The sequence below is a fragment of the Brasilonema angustatum genome (assembly GCF_059505445.1).
Map to the genome: position 1 here is coordinate 1 of NZ_JCACKO010000132.1, position 22,536 is coordinate 22,536.

Here is a 22,536-nt window from a genome sequence, read left to right on the forward strand (position 1 = left end):
TTTCTATCCATGATTCTTTTATTCAGAATACCCGGAAAGTGACAGAAGAGGGCTATAGCGGTTCTCATTTGAATCACATACACCACCACGAATAATGTAGAGACGTAGCATGCTACGTCTCTACAGCTGTGTATTGTACGCAACTGAGAAGCGCTATAATTATCCAAGAGCACTACGCACCAAAATCACAGTGCAATGACTCTTACGAGAAATTGTCTCTGGTATATTTCCTTTGATTGCCTGTTGCAAAAGCTTTTCACGGCTAGCCCCTAGAACAATAACATCACTTTGGTCTTTTTCGGCACACTCAATGACAGCTTCACACACAGAATCGGCGCGAACTGGAGTTGCCATGACATGAGCACCGACTTTACGCTTGAGAAAGCGGACAGATGTTTCTAATGGCTTTGTATCAGGAGTAGAGCCATTCGGCTGGAAGACTTGACAGACTTTAATTTCCGGCGTTGAACTTAAAGAAGCAAGCGCAGGTAAAAGTTGAAGGGCTTGACGGGAGTTAGGACCTCCAGCTACTGATAATAACCAACGGTTAAAAGCTATTGTGCCATTCAACTTCACTAAGACAAGATCACAAGTAGCCTGACGAATGACAGTATCTACCACTCGGCTAAATACTCGTCCTGGTGTAGAAGTCTTGCCTTTCCAACCCATCAAAACTAAGTCAATGTGTCGTTCTCTGACAGTTTCTAAAATTGCTCTGGCGATATTATCAGCAGCTCGTATCTGTGTATGAACGGGAATCTGCTTTTCTTGCCCAAGTTGCAGCGCTTGATCTAAAAGATGATGACTATCAGTCGTTTGCACTGGTGTTTGAGCCGGGTTGCAACCGCGCGGCACGAGAATCACTTGCAGGCATTCTAATTCATAATTACGCTCTTTAGCTATTGCCAGCGCCATCTCAAGTAGAGTTTGTGCGGTGCTAGGATGCGAAAGTGGTACTAATAATCGTCCTTTGCCTGTTGCTGGAGAACGGGTTTGGTAAACGACGTACGAAGGTTTCGCTTTGGATCGCACCTTAAAAGTCTTGCCATTCAATTGTTCTGCTTCTACACGAATGATATCGCTACGTGTAATAATTCCAACTAGTTTGCTGACTTCTGTTACTGGTAGACAGTTGAGGTTATGACGGTTGAGTAGATGTAGAACATAAGCCAGCGTATCTTGTGGACTCACTGTTACAGGTTCGGGTGTCATGACTTCGCTGATTGGTGTATTTCCACCTGATGGAAGTGAGGCAATATTTGCGACATCTTTCTGAGTTACCATACCAACAACTTTGCGACCATCAATAACAGGAAAGTTGCGATGCTGTGAATGAGAAAAAGCCTGTAGTGCTTCCTCAACGCTCATCTGGCTAGATAATGTTTCCACACGATTCTGCATCACATCTACTGCATTGAGCTGCGATAACAATCCCTCTTTTTTTGGCTCTTGTTCTATGTGAATACCACTAAGCTCTAACAAATGATCGTAAAGCGAACCAGCCGCCACCTTTTCCGCCACCAAATAAGCAATAACCGCACCAATCATCAGCGGTAATACCAAATTAAAATCTGTCGTCATTTCAAAGACGATGATGATACTTGTGATTGGGACTCTAGCTACAGCACTCAAAAACGTCCCCATCCCTGCTAAAGCATAGGTTGTGGGAGAAGTAATTCCTAATAAACTATGTTCTGCGATTCCCACTAAATAACCAAGAGCAGCTCCCAAAAGCATCGGGGGAACTAACAACCCTCCCGGAGCTCCTGAACCGTATGCTATTAATACCAAAACAAACTGAGAAACGAAAGCGACCAGAGTTACACCAACGCTGAGTTCACCCGCAGTCAAAGTTTCCCGTAATCCCGCTGTATCCCGAAAAGGCGCTGGCAAAAGAGCGGCTATTATACCGCAAATTAACCCAGCTAACCCCACTCGCAGAGGTAATCCAAACCGTAACCAACGGTTGTTAAATTTTATAGAAGCGATAATTCCTTTATTAAACAGTCCACCGAACAACCCTGCTAATACTCCCAAAGCCAGGTAGAAAGGAATTTCTGGAAGTGAAAAATTGGTTTGTAGTGCAGTTAACTCTAAGACTAAGCTATGTCCTCCCAGCCATCGGGAAATCACCGCACCAATGAAAGAAGCGAGTATTGCTGTACCTAGAGTAAAGCCAGAGACATCTTGAAGCAGTTCTTCGACAACAAACAGAAAACCGGAAATTGGGGCATCGAAAGCTGCAGCTAAACCAGCTCCCGCACCTGCTGCAATAATTTGGCGACGGTAATCAGGGGAACTTGGAAACAAGCGATTGAGTTGATTGGCGATCGCAGCTCCCACCTGTAGCGTTGGACCTTCCCGACCTAAAGGCAAACCCGAAGCTAATGCTATCATTGCGCTAAATAGCTTAACTATTGCTACTCGCAAATTCAGCGACACTGGCACCTTGGCAAGTACTGCCTTAACTTGTGAAATCCCACTACCAGAAGCCTCAGGAGCCATTCGTTCCACCAACCAACCAGACAGCAGTCCGCCGCCTAAGCCAATTGCTGGTAGTACTAACCAAGCTGGTAATACATGAGTCATATGGACTCGCCAGCCACCTAAAAAACCCACACCTTGCTTTAACAAAACTGCTGCTAACGCTGACACTAAACCAATCAGACAAGCTTGAAAAATAGCAAAGCGTTTAGGTTGCAAAAGTTGCCGATAAAGCCTGAGCCAAAGAATTTTTCCCCTGATTAGCATCTTGTTGAAAATTACTTCTGATATACAGAAGTTTGAATTTGAAATTCACTGTTTGTTATCCTGAGCTTCTCACGAAAAAATGAAAACAAGATGAAAAATTTATCTTTCAAAAGATAGATATTTATTTGAAAGCAAGGGTGTGAGAGTGTGGGGGTGTGGGGGTATGGGGGTAAGGAGAAAAATAACCGTAATACCAAGTTGCCTTATGTTGTAGTAATTTGTGGTTAGGGGAGATTGCTTCGCTCCACTGTGTTCCGTATGCCCTCCGGGCACGCTGCGCTAACGCAATGACAGATGCTACGTTTGATTGCAACTTGGTATAAATTACTTTCTTTCCACTACCCCCCCTACCCCCTTACACCCCTATTTGTTGCAAAGGGAGTCGCACTGCAAATGTAGTACCTATTCCCAACTGACTTTGTACGGAAATACTGCCTTTGTGCGCTTTTGCGATCGCACCAGCAATTGCCAATCCCAATCCAGAACCGCCAGAGGTACGAGAGCGATCTTTATTGACTCGGTAGAAGCGGTAAAAAATCCGACATTGATGTTCTTTGGCAATACCTATTCCCGTATCTTGCACTTGAATTAAGGCATAGCGTTCGCTATGTTCCAGAGAAACTGTTACGCTTCCATTCTTTGGCGTAGCTTGAATTGCATTCACAATTAAGTTAGAAATTAAGCGATAAAGCTGTTCTTCGTTTGCGAAAACGTAAAGTTTTTCTTGCGTCTGCACCTGCGTCAACTTCACTTGCGCCTCGACTGCTAGAAATGCCAGTTCCTCAACTAAGTCGCTGATTAAATCGTTGAGACAGCAAGATTGATATTCTCTTGTTTGTTGTTGCTGATCTAGTCTCGCCAACAGCAGCAAATCTCCCACTAATTGGGATAGCCTGGTGTTTTGCCGCTTGAGGACTTGTAGAATATCACCAGTTGCTTGTGGAGACATAGACTTAAAGTCCTGTTGTCCAGACAATCTAAAAGCAGCATCGATAGTTGAGCGCATAGCCGCTAAAGGCGTGCGAAACTCATGGGCTGCATCGGCGGTGAACTGTTCCATTTGGTGGTAAGAGCTATAAACAGGCTGCATTGCTAAACCTGCTAAGCACCAACTACAAATAGCAATTAAAATCATAGTAATAGGCCAGCCTAATAACAAAGTTAATCTCAAGGCTGCCAAATGCTGATCTAAATCTTTGAGACTTCGCCCCACTTGCATGTAACCGGAAAGCTGGTTGTGAGTGTACAGTGGTAAAGTTATTTGACGATAGCGAATGCCTGATTTGTTTTTTAGCGATAAGCCGGAGGCTTGACGCTGCGCGTATCGCCAATGTTTTGTTGGTGAAGTTACTGGCAATTCCTCAAGGCGCGTCCCTGCTAAGGCGATCGCTCTTCCTGCGCGATCCAACAAGCGCATATAGTAATGAACACTATCTGCTGCTTCTGAAATCTGGTTTTTCATGACGACTGTTTGAGTCAAGCAATCTGCTTGAGTCACACACAGTTCTAAAGAAAGTTGCTTAGCAAGTTGTTGTAAATGTTCGGGTTGCTGCGAAACAGGTTCAATACTTTTATGTAGTGTATTTGCTACCGACTCCAGCCCTTGGTCTATAGTTTCCCGGTAAGCATGAGCAACTACATGATACACTCCTAAACCAGATGCACCCAAAATACATCCCATAACAAGCGCATACCAGGCAGCTAGTCGCAAGCGAGTTAGGCGAAAGAGTTGATTGCGTTCCATTTAAGCGTTCAGACGATAGCCCACACCATAGATTGTTTCAATCAAAGATTCGCTTTCTACTTCTCCAAGTTTACGTCTGAGTAAACGAATTTGTGCAGCTACGACATTGCTAACTGGTTCTACACCAATTTCCCAAAGCTGATTGATAATTTGGTCGCGGGTGACAATTTGGTTATGATGCTTGATCAGGTATTCCAGCAGTTGAAATTCTTTGAAGGTTAAGGAACTTATCTGCTTGTTGCCGTTAGGATATTCATGAGTCACCTCATGGGTGCTATAGTTCAAAGTGAGACAACCTACCTGGAAATGATCAGGTTGGATCACAGGCGATCGCCGCCGTAATGCTCGTAACCTTGCCAGCAGTTCTGCCATGTCAAAAGGCTTGATCAGATAATCATCCGCCCCTGCATCCAGTCCGATAATCTTTTCTTCGAGTCGGTCTTTTGCAGTCAACATCAAGACAGGAAGAGAATTGTTTTGCTGACGTAGCTTTTTACACAAATCTAAACCTGACAATCCTGGCAGCATCCAATCAACAATCGCCAGTGTGTACTCACTCCATTTGCTTTGCAGATATTCCCAAGCTTGAGAACCATCAACAAACCAGTCTACTACATACGCTTCATGATTCAGAACTTGTTTAATTGCGGAGCCTAAATCTGGTTCATCTTCAACTAATAGCAATCTCATATAGGAATATCGTCTCCACGCGGCGGTGCTACCTATCAAATTAATGTCTGGTCTTACCTCATCAAACAAATCTTTGGGTTCATATCTTTCTCCTAGCAGGAAGCGGTTGACACTGTCATGGGACAAACCTTCAAATAACTCTGCGCGCGCGACAGCAGCCCCCATACTTGGGTTCAGCGATCACAAACCAGGTGTAGGTGTTTAGGTCACATTCAGCAGCAGAGGGCTTGGTGGTTAAACTGAAGCGTTCGATACCTGCGTACAGAGGACAAGAGACATATTTTACATAAATTTGTGCTTTTGTCAATGCGTAAGTCCTATTCCTGTTGCGTTGGTCGGATCAAAATTTCATTCACGTTGACGTGAGGCGGTTGGGTAACGGCATAGGCGATCGCCCGTGCAATATCTTCCGGTTGCAGTGGAGTGACGGCTTTGAACCTGGCTTCGAGCGCCTGTTTCGCAGCCGGATCGCTGATGTTGTCAACAAATTCGGTGGCAACCAGACCGGGTTCAATAATCGTGACGCGAATATTGTGTTTGTGAACTTCCAGCCGCAGAGCTTCTGAAATCGCATTTACGCCCCATTTGGTGGCGCTGTACACACCCATGCCCGCCCGTGTAATCCGTCCGGCAACGGATGAAAGATTGACCACATGCCCAACGCCCTGTGCTTTGAAGATAGGCACAACAGCATGAGTCGCATACAACAATCCCAAAACGTTCAAGTCGAACTGTCGCCGCCACTCTGCTGGATTGCCATCCTCAATCGTTCCCAATGCTCCCATGCCCGCATTATTCACAAGAATATCGATTCGTCCCAAAGTTGTGTTGACATGACGCACCAGCTCGTTCACTTGGGTTTCATCGCTGATATCCGTGACAATTGGTAAAGCCTTCCCACCAACCGCTTCAATTTTTTGTGCAACTTCGTTCAATCGCTCGATTCGACGAGCCGTGATCGCCACCTGTGCGCCTTCTTCTGCAAGAGCGATCGCCGTCGCCGCCCCAATTCCCGAAGATGCACCTGTAATAATTGCCACCTTTGCGTCTAATTTGCCTGCCATCATTTCCTCCTGATAATTTTCTGATGCTTGATGATTGAACTCACTCTCTAGTAACTGTAGCCCATCACTACCAGCTTCAGCCGAGCACCACTGACCGCGCTTTCTTTCAGTGGCTGAAGGGTTTTAACGCATTTCGGCGGAATTTCCCATCCGCCGTGCGGTGGGGATGGATAGCCGGGAAATTGTGAGGTACATCCTTTATGGATGTCCGAGCAATTTACATGTTTGTCCAGAATAACTTTACTAGTAAATGTAGATAGTAGTAAGATATATAAATCAAGGAGGTGATATTGAGTGCTACACAAAGCTGTACAAGTTCGTCTATACCCGTCTGAACAGCAACAAATACTACTAGCTCAAACATTTGGATGTTCGCGTTGGTGGTGGAATTATGCTTTGAATAAATCAATTGAAGTTTATAAAGAAACGGGTAAAGGGCTTAGTCAGGTAGCACTCAACGCACTTCTACCTAAGCTCAAAAAAGAAAAAGATACGGAATGGTTGGCTGAATGTTATAGCCAAGTTTTACAAGCTACAACGCTGAATCTAACTACAGCATATAAAAACTTTTTTGCAGGTAGGGCGAGATTTCCTCGTTTCAAATCTAAAAACGGTAAACAGTCAATTCAGTATCCTCAAAACGTCAAAATTGTAAATGGTAACGTCAAGCTTCCAGGTAACATTGGAGTTGTCAAAGCCAAAATACATCGACCTATTGAAGGGGCTATTAAAACCGTCACAATTAGCAAAACTCCATCAGGAAAATACTTTGGTTCTATCCTGACTGAGACAGAGGGTGAAAATCCAATTATCTCGGAGGGCAAGATTTACGGTATTGACCTGGGATTGAAACACTTTGCTGTTGTTACTGATGGCGAAAAAGTTTCAAAATATGATAATCCCAAACATCTTGCTAAACATGAAAGGAATCTCAAACGCAAGCAGCAAAAGTTAGCACGTAAGGTCAAGGGAAGTAATTCACGGTTCAAGTATAGAAAAGTTGTTGCCAAAGTATACGAACGGGTTAGCAATTCGCGGCAAGATTTTCTGCATAAACTTAGTTATAAGTTGGTCAGCGATAGCCAAGCTGTCATAGTAGAGAATCTTCATGTTAAAGGCATGGTTCGTAATCACAATTTGGCAAAAGCAATATCTGATTGTGGATGGGGAACATTCACTAACTTTCTAGCTTATAAGCTGGAACGCAAAGGTGCAAAGTTAGTTGAGATTGATAGGTGGTTCCCTAGTTCTAAGCTCTGCTCTAATTGTTTCTACAAGATGGGTGAAATGCCACTAGATGTAAGGGACTGGACTTGTCCTCACTGCGGCACTCATCATGACCGTGATGGAAATGCAGCCATCAATATTAGAGCAGAGGGAATCAGAATGCTAAAGGCGGAAGGTTCAGCCGTCTCTGCTGTAGGAGGGGAAGTAAGACCAAAGCTTGGACGAAAGTCTAATCTAAGGCATTCGCCTATGAGTACAGAAGCCCCGTCCGCCTATGCGGCGGGGTAGTTCACTGCTCGCTTTTACCATCTAGAACATCCGTCGCCTATCTTTGCGTGAAATATAAAGAAATGTCAAAAATTTTCTGCAACAATAGAAATCACTTGTAAAGCCGCTATTGTCGGATTTAAAAACACTATAATTGGAGTTTATGGGTAGGCAACGAGTTCTTTCCGGAGTTCAACCAACTGGCAATTTACATTTAGGCAACTACTTGGGTGCAATTCGCAATTGGGTAGAAATCCAAAGCCAGTATGACAATTTTCTCTTCATAGCTGATTTACACGCGATTACTGTGCCCCACGAACCAGCAACGCTGGCAGCTAATACCTATACTCTAGCTACTTTATATCTGGCTTGCGGACTTGATCTCAACCACTCTACTATCTTTGTGCAATCTCATGTTTCTGCCCACAGTGAACTGACTTGGTTGTTTAACTGCATCACGCCCCTCAATTGGCTGCAAGACATGATCCAGTTCAAGGAAAAAGCAGTCAAACAAGGAGAAAATGTGAATGTTGGCTTGTTGGACTACCCAGTGCTGATGGCATCTGATATTTTGCTTTATAAACCAGATAAAGTGCCAGTTGGTGAAGATCAAAAGCAACATTTGGAACTGACGCGGGATATCGTCAACAGGTTTAATCACTTCTTTGCCAAACCGAAGCAACCTGTGCTCAAGTTACCAGAACCTTTGATTCGTAAAGAAGGTGCAAGGGTGATGAGTTTAACGGATGGTACTAAGAAAATGTCGAAGTCCGATCCGTCTGAGTTGAGTCGGATCAACTTGCTAGATTCACCTGATGAGATTACAAAAAAGATTAAGCGCTGCAAAACTGATCCGATTCGCGGTTTGGAGTTTGACAATCCAGAACGTCCAGAAAGTAACAATTTGTTAACTCTGTATATGCTGCTTTCTGGAAAAACGAAGCAAGAGGTAGCGGCTGAGTGTCAGGATATGGGCTGGGGGCAATTTAAACCTTTGTTAACGGATACGACGATTGAAGCCCTCAAACCCATCCAAGAAAAGTATCAGGCGGTGATGAACGACAAAGGTTATCTGGAGTCTGTGTTGCGGGATGGAAAGCAAAAAGCAGAGGCGATCGCCAACCAAACTCTCAATGAAGTCAAAGCTGCGATGGGTTACTCTATACCCCTATAAGGTTTTCTCATCAGGTTGTCTTGTGTTATAGCTGTACCATTAGACAGAAATGGTCGTTTTTTATGCTGGATACGATAACTCCAACAGCTTTAACTTCTTTTCGTACAGCTGCGAAAACAGGTAAATTCCTGATTACCGCCGAGGTGACACCACCCAAAGGCGGTAATCCAGAACACATGATCCAAATGGCGGCGACTCTTAAGGGGAGGGTTCATGCCGTCAATATTACTGATGGTAGCCGCGCAGTATTACGGATGTGTTCATTAGCCGCATCGGCAATTTTGTTACAAAATGGCGTTGAGCCGATTTGTCAGATTGCTTGTCGCGATCGCAACCGTATTGGCTTACAAGCCGACCTTATGGGCGCTCATGCTCTAGGTATTTATAACATCCTAGCTTTGACTGGCGATCCTGTGAAGGCAGGTGACCATCCCGACGCTAAAGGCGTGTTCGACTTGGAAGGAGTGCGGCTGCTGCAACTGATTCACAAACTCAATCAAGGCATTGACTGCAACGAAAAACCTCTGACTGATGGTGCGCTGGATTTATTTCCAGGTGCAGCAGTCGATCCGCAATGTGCAAGTTGGTCTGGTTTACAAAGTCGATTTGAGCGCAAATTAGCAGCGGGGGCGCAGTTTTTTCAAAGTCAATTGATTACAGACTTTGAGCGGCTAGAAAAGTTTATGGACAAAATAGCTGCAGGCTGTGATAAACCAATTTTGGCAGGAATTTTTCTGTTGAAATCAGCGAAAAATGCTCAGTTTATCAATCGGTGTGTACCAGGTGTGAATATTCCTGACCACATAATTGATAGGTTAGCGCAAGCAAAAGATCCACTTGAAGAAGGAATGAAAATTGCTGCTGAACAAGTCCAAATCGCACGTCAATTGTGTCAAGGTGTGCACATGATGGCAGTGAAGCGTGAAGATTTGATTGTGCCAATTTTGGATATGGCGGGTGTTGGGGTAGTGAACAAATGATAGTCTAAGCCGGAGTAGACGCTTGGTAGAGACGCGAGATTTCGCGTCTCTACAACTTGGGGAGATAATACGAGCAAAATACATTCTTGACATCACCTTCCAGGTTCCTCGTTTCCATGCGACTCATGGGAATGCCTCAAAGGAAGGAAGTTCCGTCTCCCAATGATTATATTGAGGCTCTGCCTCAAGTTATGCATTCCCTGCCTCCAGCCAAGGAACGAGGAAAAAAATGTAAACTAAGTTTTTATAAATAGCTAAAAAATGCTTCCTAAAGAGAAAGATTTTATCCTCAAAGAAAAAGTAAAACTGTATAACAATATTGCCAAGATAAACGACTGTGAAGGTCGCCTACTGGCATCATTGGAAATTTATCCCACGCCACGCATTATTTGGGAATTTGAAATCCTTGGCAATGTTCAGTGTAATTTTCCTTCACTCTCACTTGACTCAAACACAAAAAATCCGTTGATTGGACACTGTTTTTCCATAGAACAGCCGATATGTACTGACGACTCTTGGAATGCTGTTGGACCACTCAGAGCTATAAGGGGTAATACGACTCAGGCTGTTTATGGTGACATGGAGGATACAGCACATAAATTTATCTTTTACCTGCCTAATACTCGCTTTCAGTACAAGAGTGTCCGCCAAGAAATATTAATAAAAACCCTAAAAGAGGTTGGCAGTGATACAGAAGTTGGTTGGGATAACGGAGGTAGGTACGTACAATCAGCTATAGATAATATTTGGAGTATTCGCTTAGATATACGGACTGATGCACTAAATTGGCTTAACCCCCAAAATCGGAACACAGGTAGCCTCATTACTACAGTTGGAACTCTTTACCAACCAAAAGATAAGTCGATAGAACCTGAAACCTTATCTGAACTTCAAACTATTACACTCAGCAATGCTTTAGAGCAGCTCAAACATCTTTGCTTGTTTGTGTCTTATCCCAACGGCGGCTATATTGATCCTCTTTTGATTGAAGGTTACGAGTATACTCAAAACCGATCACATCCCATTCAAACTTCTTGTGCAGTTGCTCTGACATTTCAAACGACTCCACTAAAACAATTGTGTTATTCATGGGTGACTGTAGACAGCGACTTGAAAGTGTACATGGAGTGCTTCCCGGCTTTTGAGCGCATGATGCAAAACCTAACATGGAGAGAAACTATTGACTTTACACTCACTCAGTATTTTCAAGCAACGCGACCAGGAATGCGTTGGCAAGTTGTAGCAAGTGCTGTAGGGGCTGCCCTTGAGCGGTTAAGTTATATCATTCTGGTTGAGGAAGAAACTAATGCCGCAAGAAAGACTGATTGCGAGTTACTCTTTGCTACAGAAAACAAACAACGTCAAGAGGCACAACGACGCTGGAATTTGGGTAAAAATCTGGGACAGGAGAATATTACTGTAACTGGCAAACGTCTAAGATTGTTACTCGAACGCATAGGTTTAACTAAGAGTAAAGGATATAACGACATAGACGATGTACCTTCGTTTCTTGAAGTGCGAAATGATGCAGTTCACCCTAGAGTTGGCAGCATGACAATTGAACAGCGCTGGAAGTTTATAAAACAAGCAATTCAATGGATTGATGAAGTTTTGCTATGGCGATTAGGTTATAGCGGCAAATACTTGGATCGTACACAACAGTGGGAGTCATCTACACTTCCCCGTTATGACCTAAGTTTACGTGATTTAAGTTAGTAAGTTTGCTCACTCACAGCTTTCATTGTTTGTACTAAACAAGTTACTGAGGAAGCGGCAAAACTTAACTTCATACATCAAGACTACGCCACAGCATATCCCGTATACTGTCTCAGTTCCGGTTCTCGAAATCCTAAGACAATGTGAATCTCAGGGATTCCAGCTTCTGTCAAATCTTTGGCAATACCGTGTTCAGTACCATCCCGCTGAATCCAGAGTTTGTTGTTGATAATGTCGATGTGAATAATACAGCCGTGAACTCGGCGTTAGCGCAGCGTGCCGCAGGCATTCGCCATCCCACATTCACCAGTAAATATCGGTCGTTCTTGCGATCAAAGACGACTTCGGTTTGAATCTCACCGTAAGCGTAAGGAACAGCAGCACATATCACCTATCATTTCCGGAACTGGCTATTTTGGCAAGAATTAGTTAAACTCACATGATTAAATTTGAGACTCAGGGCTGCAAACCAGCAACACTTAACTAGGGTACTGATGTGGGAAACAAAATTCAACTGATAGACAGGATACGACTGGCTTTTGCTGTGTCAGTCGCAAAAAGCGTTACTTTTGGAGTGCGATCGCTGCGCTTGGGTGCGGCGAGTGTTTTACCAGGTTCTCTGGCGCGTCGCATTGAACCCCGATTGTTGCAGTTATTAACTCAACAAGTCAAAAACGGAGTCATTTTAATTGCTGGTACTAATGGCAAAACAACCACATCGCTGCTCCTATGCTCAATTCTAGAACGCAAAGGGTATCGTGTTGCTCACAACTCTACAGGCGCAAATCTAGAAAATGGCTTGATGACAGCACTGCTGGAAAACACTAACTTAGTCGGCGGACTAGATGTTGATTACGCGATTTTAGAAGTCGATGAAAATATTCTACCGAAGATTCTCGCACCAATTCAACCTAAGATAATCCTCTGTTTAAACCTGTTCCGCGATCAACTCGATAGGTATGGAGAAGTTGACACAATTAGTAAGCGTTGGACAAAAGTTATTTCTACCCTTCCAACAGAAACAGTAGTCATTCCGAATGCTGATGATCCAACTTTATCTTATCTTGGTCAACAGTTACCCCAACGGGTGTTATTCTTTGGCTTGAATGAGCCAGAAAATTATTTAGATGAAATTCCTCACGCTGTTGATTCTATATTTTGTCCTAATTGCGGACACTCGCTAGATTACAAAGGTGTTTACTTGTCTCATTTAGGAGATTTTCACTGTCCTAAGTGTGGCTTTAATAGAAGTCAACCCGCGCTTGATAGCCGCGAATTTCCACAAATACTTGTAGGTTTATACAACAAATATAATACTTTGGCAGCCGTTACCGCTGCGATAGAATTAGGAGTTGATGAAGCGACTATTCTGGATACGATTAACAACTTTCAAGCTGCATTTGGTCGGGCTGAAGAATTAGAAGTTAATGGTAAACGGGTAAGAATTTTGTTATCAAAAAATCCTGTGGGGACGAATGAAACAATTCGCGTTGTGACTCAAAGTCTTGACAAAACGACGCTGCTTGTGTTGAATGACAGAACACCCGATGGAACTGATGTATCTTGGATTTGGGATGTCGATACAGAGAAATTGGTAGAACGGGGAGGGACTTTAGTTGTGAGTGGCGATCGTCTCTATGACATGGCGCTACGTCTGCGTTACAGCGAAAAGACTCCTGAAAGTGACTTCAATTTAATTGTCGAAGAAGATTTACGGCAAGCAATTGCAACGGCGTTAGAACACACACCAGAAAATGAAACCTTGCATATATTACCCACCTATTCTGCCATGCTGGAAGTGCGAGAAGTGCTAACAGGCAGAAAAATTCTCTAAATTGGTTATAGGCTTGTAGTGAGTACTTAAGCACTTACTACGGGAGCATCCCAAATGTGCAAGTTTACTGTCATGCTGAACGAAGCGTAGACGCCGAAGGCGGCTTCCCGAAGGGTAGCGTAGTGAAGCATCTCGCCAGATTCTTCGCTTCACTTCGTTACGTTCAGAATGACAAACAGAGGTATTTTTGCCAAATTGGGATGCTCCCCTTACTACGAACCTATTATCATTTTGAATTTTGTTAGCGTAGCCAGACGTAGTCCTTGAGGGAATTTTTTCTATGCTTATTCAACACTTTCAAATGCTTGCAAATTACAACACTTTAGCAAACCGAAAAGTCTATGAAGTTTGTTCCCAACTTTCGGATGTAGAACGCAAGCGAATTAGACAAGCTTTTTTCAAAAGTATTCATGGGACGCTGAATCATATTATGGTGGGCGATCGCATCTGGATGGGACGCTTTGAAGGCAAACAAATGCCCTCTACCAATCTCGATGCTATCCTGTATGGGGACTTTGATGAGTTGCGCTCAGTTCGTGTCTTAGAAGATGAGCGCATAGAAGCTTTCATGTCTAAGTTAAGTCAGGATTTCTTGACCAAAACTATCAGCTACGTGAATAGTCAGGGTAAGCTTTATACTGATCCGCCTAACTTATTGCTAGCACATTTTTTTAACCACCAAACACACCATCGCGGTCAAATTCACGATATGCTAACCCAAACCGAAATTGCTCCACCAGTTTTGGATATGCACCGGATTCTCCGACCGTAGTACAGGAAAACGATGAATTCTTATGAAAGTTATTGAGTAATTTGGCTATCTTTTTCCGGTAAAAGGTATATTACTCCAGAAATGATTGTGAAAACAACAGAAATCCAGAAAGCAATTATGGAAGGTAATTGCCATACTTGGGGTAGAGGCGCGATCAAAAGTGCGATCGCCACAATTTGACTAACTGTTTTAAGTTTCCCCCAAATATTCGCCCCCGTAACCTTGGTTTGACTGACGCGCCAACCTGCAATAGCCAACTCTCGTCCCAAGATTAGAAACACTCCCCAAGCAGGGACTTTTCCTAGTTCAATTAAAGCTAGTAACGGCGCAAGTACCAGCAATTTATCAACTAAGGGGTCAAGAAATTTACCCAAGTCGCTGATTTGGTTAAGCTTCCGCGCCAAATAGCCGTCTAACCAATCAGTCAGGGAGGCGACAAGAAAAATTGCTAAACAAATCCATCTGGCTTGAGGTGTGGGGTTATACAAGCCATAAAGTAGAAATGGTATCCCTAGAAGGCGAGAGAAGGTAATCCAGTTAGGTAAAGTCATAAACAATTCAAAATTAAAAATTCAAAATTAGGAAACGATTATGCTGATAATCCGTCTAGTTGCTAACTACAGGTGTAACCGCGATAGATGAGATGAGGGGGATAAGGGGACAAGGGGATTAGGAGAATATACACTCTTGAGTGATGACTAATTCTAAAAAATAATATGACTCAACAAATAGATTCTCAAGTGAGAATAGAACGCGACTCGATGGGCGATCGCCAATTACTTAGTACCAATTACTACGGAATTCAAACACTACGAGCCACAGAAAACTTTCCTATTAGCGGTATTAAACCTTTAGCTACTTACGTAGATGCTGGCATTATTCTTAAAAAAGCGACAGCAATTGTCAATGGTGAACTCGGTTGTATTTCCCAAGATATTAGCAAAGCAATTATACAAGCTGCAGATGAAGTGCTTGCTGGAAAGTTTCGCAACCAATTTGTGGTAGATGTCTACCAGGCTGGTGCGGGAACTTCTCACCATATGAATCTTAACGAAGTCTTAGCAAATCGCGCTTTAGAAATTCTCGGTGAAGAAAAAGGCAATTACAAGTGCGTTAGTCCCAACGACCACGTCAATTACGGACAGTCTACCAATGATGTGATTCCGACAGCAATTCGTATTGGTGGCTTATTGGCATTATCAAAAACGCTACATCCGGCTTTAGAAAAGGCAATTGCAGCATTAGAAGAAAAAGCCGAAGAATTTCAAGATGTCGTCAGATCTGGCAGAACCCACATGCAAGATGCTGTACCGGTGCGTTTGGGTGAGAATTTTCACGCTTGGGCATACATTCTGACTGAACATCAAAACCGCATCTACACCGCCTCTTCTGATTTGATGGTGCTTGGTTTGGGAGGAAGTGCAGCGGGTACAGGGTTGAATACTCATCCTCAGTATCGTGCCCGTGTGGTAGATACGATATCAGATTTGATAAATCTCCCTTTGGAACCAGCACCTCACCTGATGGCTGCAATGCAGAGTATGGCACCATTCGTTCATGTTTCTGGTGCTTTACGCAACCTAGCTCAAGACCTAGTTAAAATATCTCATGATTTGCGTCTGATGGATTCGGGACCAAAAACTGGTTTAAAAGAAATTCAACTACCACCAGTGCAACCGGGTTCCTCGATTATGCCAGGAAAGTACAACCCAGTCATGGCAGAAATGACATCAATGGTGTGTTTCCAGGTGATGGGTTACGATAGTGCGATCGTCCTTGCTGCACAAGCCGGACAATTAGAACTAAATGTGATGATGCCTCTGATTGCTTATAACCTGATTCACAGCATCGAAATTCTTGGTAACACCATCGCCGCACTCACCGAACGCTGCATCAAGGGCATTACTGCCAATCAGGAACGTTGTTTAGCATACGCCGAAGGCAGTTTAGCTTTAGTGACAGCATTAAATCCTCACATCGGTTATTTGAATGCAGCTGCTGTGGCGAAAGAATCTTTAGAAACTGGTAAGTCTTTGCGGCAGATTGTCACCGAACGCGGTTTCATGAGTGAAGCAGAATTAGCCCAAGTATTAAACTTGGAACAAATGAGTGCAATTATGCCTCTAAATATACTAGACGGCACATCGGATTAGAGAACAAAGAAGGAAGATAAAAGAAACAACTCTTCCTTCTTTAGTTTTTCTTATTCGTTCTTGATTTAACTATGCAGACTCAAACACCATCCGTCAGCTTAATTCGCGCCACTTCCTACGAACAGGAAGCACTCCGGGAATCTTTAGAAACACTGCTGGAACCTTTAGGAGGAATGGCGGCGTTTGTCAAAAGTGGAAACCGCGTCTTACTGAAACCCAACCTGCTAACAGGCGCACGTCCCGGCAAAGAATGTACAACTCGTCCAGAACTGGTTTATGCAGTCGCCCAGATGGTTATAGAAGCAGGGGGTAAACCATTTTTGGGGGATAGTCCCGCTTTTGGTAGCGCCAAGGGAGTTGCACTCGCAAATGGTTATCAGCCTATTTTAGAAGAACTGAACCTTGCGATCGTCGATTTTCAGGGCAAGCGCTACCAAACCGTCAGCGAAGACTTTGATCATCTGCTACTGTGCAAAGAGGCGATGGAAGCGGATGTTGTGATTAACCTACCCAAAGTAAAATCCCATGCCCAATTGGTACTAACTTTGGGAGTCAAAAACCTGTTTGGTTGTGTTCCAGGCAAGATGAAAGCTTGGTGGCACATGGAAGCGGGAAAAGACGCAAATCGTTTTGCTCAAATGTTGGTGGAAACCGCCAGGACAATTAATCCTGACTTGACTATACTTGATGGCGTGATTGCTCATGAAGGCAATGGTCCAAGTGGTGGTGAACCCCGTCCACTGGGCATTTTAGCCGCATCACCAGATGTCTTTGCCTTAGATCGTGCAATGGTGGAAATCCTCAATGTTCCACCAGATCAAGTACCCACTGTCGCTGCATCAATCCGGCTGGGGTTCGTTGGTGAACTGAACAACATCAACTTTCCTCACCTAGATCCCGACTTACTAAAAATAGATGATTGGCGGCTACCAGACAAGTTCATACCCATCGATTTTGGAATGCCCCGCGTCCTCAAATCTACGTTCAAACATCTTTACATAAGATTTATCAAAGAACCTATGAATGCATATGCCAAACGGTAGTTGCATTTCGCGCATCTTGTAAAGAACAAGTGCCAATTCTGTTACAACAATTTCATGCATTGGCAGAGTAAGCTGTAAATACCCTCCGATTGCTTAACCAAACCGCCCTCATTAAGTGGCGGTTTTTTTATTGCTTAGGGATTCGTTATCACAAGTCAAGCACTTTGAAATAACACATTTTCAGTTGTGTTTGAATTTGGAATCATTCTTTGGGTTGAAATTAAGATAACTAGAAGAAATTATTACATTTTCCTTATACACAGTACTTTTACACAAAAAAATTGTCCTATGATTAACTCATAAATGTTTGCGTAGTGAATAATTATCCCTCTTCTGTCACTTTCCCCAGATGAAAACATGAAATCCTTGCTACACAAGAGTTTTAGTCTAAAGCGATGGTGATGTTTATCATATTAGAAAAGAAAGCCACAAACCCAACCCTAGTCTAAGGTTTAAACATTGCCTTTGATTTTTGATTTCGGAGAGTGACAGAAGAGGGTTATAGCGGTTCTCATTTGAATCACATACACCACCACGAATAATGTAGAGACGTAGCATGCTACGTCTCTACAGCTGTGTATTGCACGCAACTGAGAAGCGCTATATTCCTGTCCCACCACTTATTTAACGTTCGCCCAAGCCAAGTGTCGCAGGCATATGCGACTGCGTGCGCCAGAAACTTATACCGCCAAGACGAGTCAGTCGTAAGGTGAATATGGATGTGAAAAATAATGATTTTCCCACTTTCTAGGGATTGACGTCAGCGTAAAGCGTATACAACGCAGACGGATCATATAGCAATTCTAAATCATTTATAAACAATTCCTGTTAAGCGTTAAGCGTTAAGCGTTCCCTGCCCTCATGGGACAATTTACAATCTCATTTAGGACTGCTATAGGTATAAGAGATAGGAAATACCAAAATAACGTAACTTTGAATACTTTTTTCAGTGTATTCCTAAACTTTTTACGAAATTAAGTTAAATTAGCCTGTGAAATTAATGACCAAGTAAAACGTACATATTTTAACTTCCATTTTGTCTCAAGTGTTTGATTTACAAAAACAAGTATAGATACCTTAACAAATGATTGATATTATTTATTGATAGATAGTATAATATTGAAAAATAGCTATAATACAAGTAAGACTCTTTACAAAGAGTCAACACAAAATAATAAGTGTAAAAAACTTCAACTTTTTATGCATTCAAATACCCAATCTGCTGACCCTGCCAGTACATATTCCCATACGTTGGCAGATATTGTAGGAACTGTGATCGGTCTTTTGACTCTAACTTTACCCTTGTTTGTTATTGGTCACTACTCTTCAAACAGTGCTCAGGATCACCAGCAACCAATTACCTACAATATAAAGACAGATGTAGATTAGAGAAAACTTGACTCTTGAATGGTAGTTGCATGACTGTTGGCAGAGCCGTCGGCAGTTTGCACTTCACAAGAGGGCTTTGGGATTCCCTGGAGGGATAAAGAATAAGGAATATGAAAAACACAAAGCAATACCATGTACAACAACGGAGGTCACCTCCCTCCGGGTATATCTTTTAGACATGCTGAGTCACTTTGCGACACGCTCAAGAATCCGAAGTTTCTCTCTAAGACATAGGCGTATGCCTATGGCACGCTTTGCACTTACACCAGTTAGTCGCTAAGCACGGGAAACCCTTCAACGAAGGGTTTCTCCTGCATGAGACCCTAGGCATCCGCTTTGTGCTTATGTCCACTCACCTTGCCTTCAGGTATGAACTAGCACAGTGTTGAAGTCACTGTGCTAGCTCATGTCGTGTCACTTTAAGGTTGATACAAATGGGGAGCACCCGAGCACTCGGCTCTTAGCAGGGGGAAAGAATTAAAGACCCAATCATTTTTATCAAGCATTTAGAAATTCAAAATTAATTTTGAATTTCTAATGAGTGAAATTTGAATGTTTGAGTGATAGTATGGGAAATTCTGGCTCTCGCGATGTTAAAATTAGTGTGCACTCAGGGCTTACCAAAAATCTCATTCGCTTTTAGCGGTGAAAATGTGAAAGAACGTAGCCCATTTTAATCTAAAATTATACACTGGGAGCTAAGCATAGAGTACCCCTAATTCACTGTTAGCTGAGGAGTTTTGTTGTGGATTTATCCCGTATTCCTGCCCAACCTAAACCAGGTCTGATTAACGTTCTGATTGAAATTCCAGGCGGGAGTAAAAACAAATACGAATACGATAAAGAACTTCAAGCTTTCGCCCTAGATAGGGTACTATACTCGTCGGTACAATATCCATACGACTACGGCTTTGTACCAAACACCTTGGCTGATGACGGGGATCCTTTGGATGGTATGGTCATTATAGATGAGCCAAGCTTCCCAGGATGTGTCATTGCAGCAAGACCAATCGGTATGCTAGAGATGATAGACGGTGGCGATCGCGATGAGAAAATCCTTTGTGTTCCTGATAAAGACCCACGTTACACTTCGGTAAAATCCTTAAAAGACCTTGCACCACATCGACTTCAAGAAATAGCTGAATTTTTCCGCACATATAAAAATTTAGAAAAAAAAGTGACGGAAATTCTCGGGTGGCAAGATGTTGATCAGGTGTTGCCTTTAGTAGAAAAGTGTATTAGAGCGGGTAGGGGAAAAAGTTAAGACTCAGATTCACAAGTAACTTGAAACATTTCCAAGACTCCAGAGCTAGTCAACCATGAACAGCAATCCGTTGGTTATTGTTTCAACTCATAACTGGTAATCCCAAGTTCAACAGGAGGCTTGCGGTCACAACGAGCGCGTCTTCGGAGGAGATCCACCAGACGCGCTTGTCGCAAAGGGAACCCTGCTTTGTATGCCTGCGATCCACTTTGCGCTTACACTAACGCCAGTTGCCTGTGTCAGTAAACCCCTTCGGGGAGAACCTCCGGTTCCGCTAGTCCCTAAGGGGGCCGGAGCTAACGCTAACGCCAAATGCCTGGCTGTCGGGAAACCCTCCCGCAGCACTGGTCTCACCTCACTCGAACGCCAGTCTCGCCAGTGGTCTAGGGAGGGAGAGCTTTTCAAGATTACTGTCTCACTGATAACTGATAACTGAAACCCAATGCAGCGCACGCTTCTTTTGGCAAAAATTCATAACTGCACGCTCACAGCAACAAATATTAACTATGTAGGAAGTATCAGCGTAGACCAAGTTCTGTTGGATAAAGCGGGTATCTTATGGTATGAGCAGGTGCACGTAGTGAATGTTTCCAATGGCGAGCGGTTTATCACTTATACAATTCCAGCTCCACCCAATTCAGGAGCAATTGAACTGAATGGGGCAGCAGCACGTCTAGGTATAAGTGGCGATCGCTTGATTATAATGTCTTACGCACAGTTTAATTCGGAAGAGTTGAAAATATACTCTCCCACAGTTGTCATTGTGGACAGCAAAAACCAACTGTTAGAAGTGCGGCGCTACGATGACCTGCTTAGTCAGACCTAGTTTCGAGCAAATATGTCAAATTTTAAGCAGTCGCCTTCCCACAAGCAGCTAACTCCAGAGCCACTGCTACCCCAGATTCTAAGTCAAGGGTTAGAATTTGTAGTGCAATTTTGGGGTGTACGGGGTTTAATTCCCACACCAGATAACCACACCATCCACTATGGTGGTAATACTGCTTGTGTGGAAATGCAAATAGGTGGAAAACGCTTGGTTTTTGATGGCGGTACTGGTTTACGCCTACTTGGGAAAAATTGGCTGCAACTGCAATCACCCTTAAATGCCCATTTATTTTTTACCAACTCCCAATCAAATCGTATCCAAGGATTTCCTTTTTTTGCTCCCGCATTCAAGAGCGAAAATTGCTTCCATATTTATGGAACAGCCGCTTTAAATGGAGCATCCATTAAGCAATGTTTGTGTGATCAAATGCTTCAGCCTCACTTTCCTTACCCTTTACAGTTCATGCAATCTGAATTACACTTCCATAATTTGACATCAGGTAAGGTGGTGAGGATAGATGATGTTACCATCACAGCGGCAATCATTAATCACGAGCAAAAATCAATAGGTTATAGAGTGAGTTGGAAAGACTACAGTGTTGCCTATCTAACAGATTTATCTAAGATCGCAAATGAAGTGGATCGAAAATGCGTAGCCCAGCTTGCAAAAAACGTTAATTTGCTAATTGCTAATGCCACTTATACAACTCCCGCAGCACCCAATCATAACGAGCCTGACTTTCACTGGGGCACTGCTGTCAATTTGGCTAAAACTGCTAAGGTGAACCAGTTAGTTATTTCTCATCATCGTCCAGATGACCACGATGATTTTCTCGACCAAGTTCAGATTGAAGTAAAATCTGTCTTTCCGAAAACATTACTAGCTAAAGAAAATTTAGTTTTACCTGTTGTGTAGTTAGTTATTTATCTAAATAAAAATTTATCTCAATTTATGTAACAACACAGAAAACTATACACAAAACTTATCTTTTTAAAACTGATATCGATTTTACCAAAAGAATGCGACAGATACTTCAGTTAAGGAGCTCCCCGCAGGTACGCTTTTTGTAGCAAAAATTCTGACTTGACATTCCACCGCCTGCCATCGTGCAGCAACAGTTTCAAGTAAGAAGCAGTAAACTCAAAGTGCAACTGTTGCTTCTCAAATTCAGACCAAGCTGCCTTAAAATTTTGCCTTGTTAAGTCTTTAAATGCAACTGTCATATGGGGAGCAAAGGGACGAGTTTTCCCAACCTTGTCAATAATTCCCAAGTTACTTTCCAAATGCAGCATCAAATCAGTATGCAAAGTCAGCAGTTCTAAACTTCTGACGACATTGATGTATATTACACGAGGGGCAAAAGCACCAAACTCACTCAGTGTAATAGGCACGGACTCTCGACAACTGGCAAAATCTCCAAGGAATTTTTCTAGTCTTGGTACGTCAGCATCTGCCCATTTAAAGGGCGGTTGGAGAGTGATGTGCGGTGGAGATTTTTGCGCGTGACGACTGGCATATTTATCCGCAAAGTATTGCTTAATTTGGTTGGCGTAGTCTTGAATTTCCTGTGGTGGTAGGAGGGCTATAAAATAAAGTCTGTGTGATTGCAGCATTTATGAAAAAGATAGCCTTTTGCAAGCGA

General features: G+C 43.1%; 20 protein-coding genes and 1 pseudogene. 12 read left to right on the forward strand and 9 right to left on the reverse strand.

The features are described 5' to 3' along the window. Positions 1 to 159 precede the first annotated feature (159 nt). The 5 genes and pseudogenes from AC5JM2_RS22725 to AC5JM2_RS22745 all read right to left on the reverse strand — a co-directional run bounded on the left by AC5JM2_RS22725 (position 160) and on the right by AC5JM2_RS22745 (position 6,252). Complete coding sequence (locus AC5JM2_RS22725; protein ID WP_495837095.1) at positions 160 to 2,751, reverse strand: chloride channel protein; 2,592 nt, start codon at positions 2,749 to 2,751, stop codon at positions 160 to 162. 355 nt (positions 2,752 to 3,106) lie between these two features. Beyond that, positions 3,107 to 4,495, reverse strand: coding sequence for a two-component system sensor histidine kinase RppB (gene rppB, locus AC5JM2_RS22730; RefSeq protein ID WP_495837096.1), 1,389 nt, complete (start codon positions 4,493 to 4,495; stop codon positions 3,107 to 3,109). After that, positions 4,496 to 5,185, reverse strand: coding sequence for a two-component system response regulator RppA (gene rppA / locus AC5JM2_RS22735; protein WP_495837226.1), 690 nt, complete (start codon positions 5,183 to 5,185; stop codon positions 4,496 to 4,498). Between the two features lie 24 nt (positions 5,186 to 5,209). Continuing rightward, positions 5,210 to 5,438, reverse strand: a pseudogene (locus tag AC5JM2_RS22740) (IS701 family transposase); the annotation flags it as partial. A 64-nt stretch (positions 5,439 to 5,502) separates the two neighbouring features. After that, on the reverse strand, positions 5,503 to 6,252 hold the full coding sequence (locus tag AC5JM2_RS22745) for an SDR family NAD(P)-dependent oxidoreductase (RefSeq protein ID WP_495837097.1): 750 nt from the start codon (positions 6,250 to 6,252) through the stop codon (positions 5,503 to 5,505). A gap of 291 nt (positions 6,253 to 6,543) precedes the next feature. Between AC5JM2_RS22745 and AC5JM2_RS22750 the strand changes: the two genes are divergently transcribed. The 4 genes from AC5JM2_RS22750 to AC5JM2_RS22765 all read left to right on the forward strand — a co-directional run bounded on the left by AC5JM2_RS22750 (position 6,544) and on the right by AC5JM2_RS22765 (position 11,613). Then, entirely contained in the window at positions 6,544 to 7,764 is a 1,221-nt protein-coding gene (locus AC5JM2_RS22750; RefSeq protein WP_495837098.1) for an RNA-guided endonuclease InsQ/TnpB family protein, read from the forward strand. Positions 7,765 to 7,906: 142 nt separating this feature from the next. Next, entirely contained in the window at positions 7,907 to 8,917 is a 1,011-nt protein-coding gene (trpS, locus tag AC5JM2_RS22755; protein ID WP_495837099.1) for a tryptophan--tRNA ligase, read from the forward strand. A 62-nt stretch (positions 8,918 to 8,979) separates the two neighbouring features. Beyond that, positions 8,980 to 9,897 carry a methylenetetrahydrofolate reductase gene (locus tag AC5JM2_RS22760; protein WP_495837100.1) on the forward strand — a complete coding sequence of 306 codons (918 nt, stop codon included), beginning with the start codon at positions 8,980 to 8,982 and terminating at the stop codon, positions 9,895 to 9,897. A gap of 261 nt (positions 9,898 to 10,158) precedes the next feature. Further along, on the forward strand, positions 10,159 to 11,613 hold the full coding sequence (locus AC5JM2_RS22765; RefSeq protein ID WP_495837101.1) for a hypothetical protein: 1,455 nt from the start codon (positions 10,159 to 10,161) through the stop codon (positions 11,611 to 11,613). An 83-nt stretch (positions 11,614 to 11,696) separates the two neighbouring features. Here the strand turns inward: AC5JM2_RS22765 and AC5JM2_RS22770 are convergent, their stop codons facing one another. Together AC5JM2_RS22770 and AC5JM2_RS22775 are read right to left on the reverse strand one after the other, a co-directional pair. Continuing rightward, on the reverse strand, positions 11,697 to 11,861 hold the full coding sequence (locus AC5JM2_RS22770; RefSeq protein WP_495837227.1) for an element excision factor XisI family protein: 165 nt from the start codon (positions 11,859 to 11,861) through the stop codon (positions 11,697 to 11,699). Next, a complete protein-coding gene (locus tag AC5JM2_RS22775; RefSeq protein ID WP_495837102.1) occupies positions 11,783 to 12,004 on the reverse strand; it encodes an element excision factor XisI family protein in 222 nt (73 codons plus the stop codon). Before AC5JM2_RS22775 ends, AC5JM2_RS22770 begins: the two co-directional genes overlap by 79 nt. A 105-nt stretch (positions 12,005 to 12,109) precedes the next feature. Between AC5JM2_RS22775 and AC5JM2_RS22780 the strand changes: the two genes are divergently transcribed. Both AC5JM2_RS22780 and AC5JM2_RS22785 read left to right on the forward strand, forming a co-directional pair. Further along, positions 12,110 to 13,447, forward strand: a complete 1,338-nt coding sequence (locus AC5JM2_RS22780; RefSeq protein ID WP_495837103.1) for a MurT ligase domain-containing protein — start codon at positions 12,110 to 12,112, stop codon at positions 13,445 to 13,447. A 280-nt stretch (positions 13,448 to 13,727) separates the two neighbouring features. Beyond that, a complete protein-coding gene (locus tag AC5JM2_RS22785; RefSeq protein WP_495837104.1) occupies positions 13,728 to 14,219 on the forward strand; it encodes a DinB family protein in 492 nt (163 codons plus the stop codon). A gap of 29 nt (positions 14,220 to 14,248) precedes the next feature. Here AC5JM2_RS22785 and pgsA read toward each other — a convergent pair whose 3' ends face one another. After that, positions 14,249 to 14,770, reverse strand: a complete 522-nt coding sequence (pgsA, locus tag AC5JM2_RS22790; RefSeq protein WP_495837105.1) for a CDP-diacylglycerol--glycerol-3-phosphate 3-phosphatidyltransferase — start codon at positions 14,768 to 14,770, stop codon at positions 14,249 to 14,251. Positions 14,771 to 14,935: 165 nt separating this feature from the next. Between pgsA and AC5JM2_RS22795 the strand changes: the two genes are divergently transcribed. The 6 genes from AC5JM2_RS22795 (at position 14,936) to AC5JM2_RS22820 (ending at position 21,809) form a co-directional block, all read left to right on the forward strand. Beyond that, on the forward strand, positions 14,936 to 16,372 hold the full coding sequence (locus AC5JM2_RS22795) for an aspartate ammonia-lyase (RefSeq protein WP_495837106.1): 1,437 nt from the start codon (positions 14,936 to 14,938) through the stop codon (positions 16,370 to 16,372). Positions 16,373 to 16,443: 71 nt separating this feature from the next. After that, positions 16,444 to 17,415: an Npun_F2552 family protein gene (locus AC5JM2_RS22800; protein ID WP_495837107.1), complete on the forward strand. Its 972-nt coding sequence runs from the start codon at positions 16,444 to 16,446 to the stop codon at positions 17,413 to 17,415. A 1,200-nt stretch (positions 17,416 to 18,615) separates the two neighbouring features. Further along, positions 18,616 to 18,804 carry a TLTLP motif-containing protein gene (locus AC5JM2_RS22805; RefSeq protein WP_495837108.1) on the forward strand — a complete coding sequence of 63 codons (189 nt, stop codon included), beginning with the start codon at positions 18,616 to 18,618 and terminating at the stop codon, positions 18,802 to 18,804. 745 nt (positions 18,805 to 19,549) lie between these two features. Beyond that, positions 19,550 to 20,068, forward strand: coding sequence for an inorganic diphosphatase (locus AC5JM2_RS22810; protein WP_495837109.1), 519 nt, complete (start codon positions 19,550 to 19,552; stop codon positions 20,066 to 20,068). Positions 20,069 to 20,510: 442 nt separating this feature from the next. Continuing rightward, positions 20,511 to 20,894 (forward strand): aspartate 1-decarboxylase, encoded by a 384-nt coding sequence (panD, locus tag AC5JM2_RS22815; RefSeq protein WP_169266591.1) that lies wholly within the window; start codon positions 20,511 to 20,513, stop codon positions 20,892 to 20,894. A 12-nt stretch (positions 20,895 to 20,906) separates the two neighbouring features. Beyond that, entirely contained in the window at positions 20,907 to 21,809 is a 903-nt protein-coding gene (locus AC5JM2_RS22820) for an MBL fold metallo-hydrolase (protein ID WP_495837110.1), read from the forward strand. Positions 21,810 to 21,931: 122 nt separating this feature from the next. Here the strand turns inward: AC5JM2_RS22820 and AC5JM2_RS22825 are convergent, their stop codons facing one another. Next, the gene (locus AC5JM2_RS22825; RefSeq protein WP_495837111.1) at positions 21,932 to 22,507 is read right to left on the reverse strand and encodes a 2'-5' RNA ligase family protein; all 576 of its coding nucleotides are present in this window, start codon (positions 22,505 to 22,507) and stop codon (positions 21,932 to 21,934) included. Between the last annotated feature and the right edge of the window lie 29 nt (positions 22,508 to 22,536).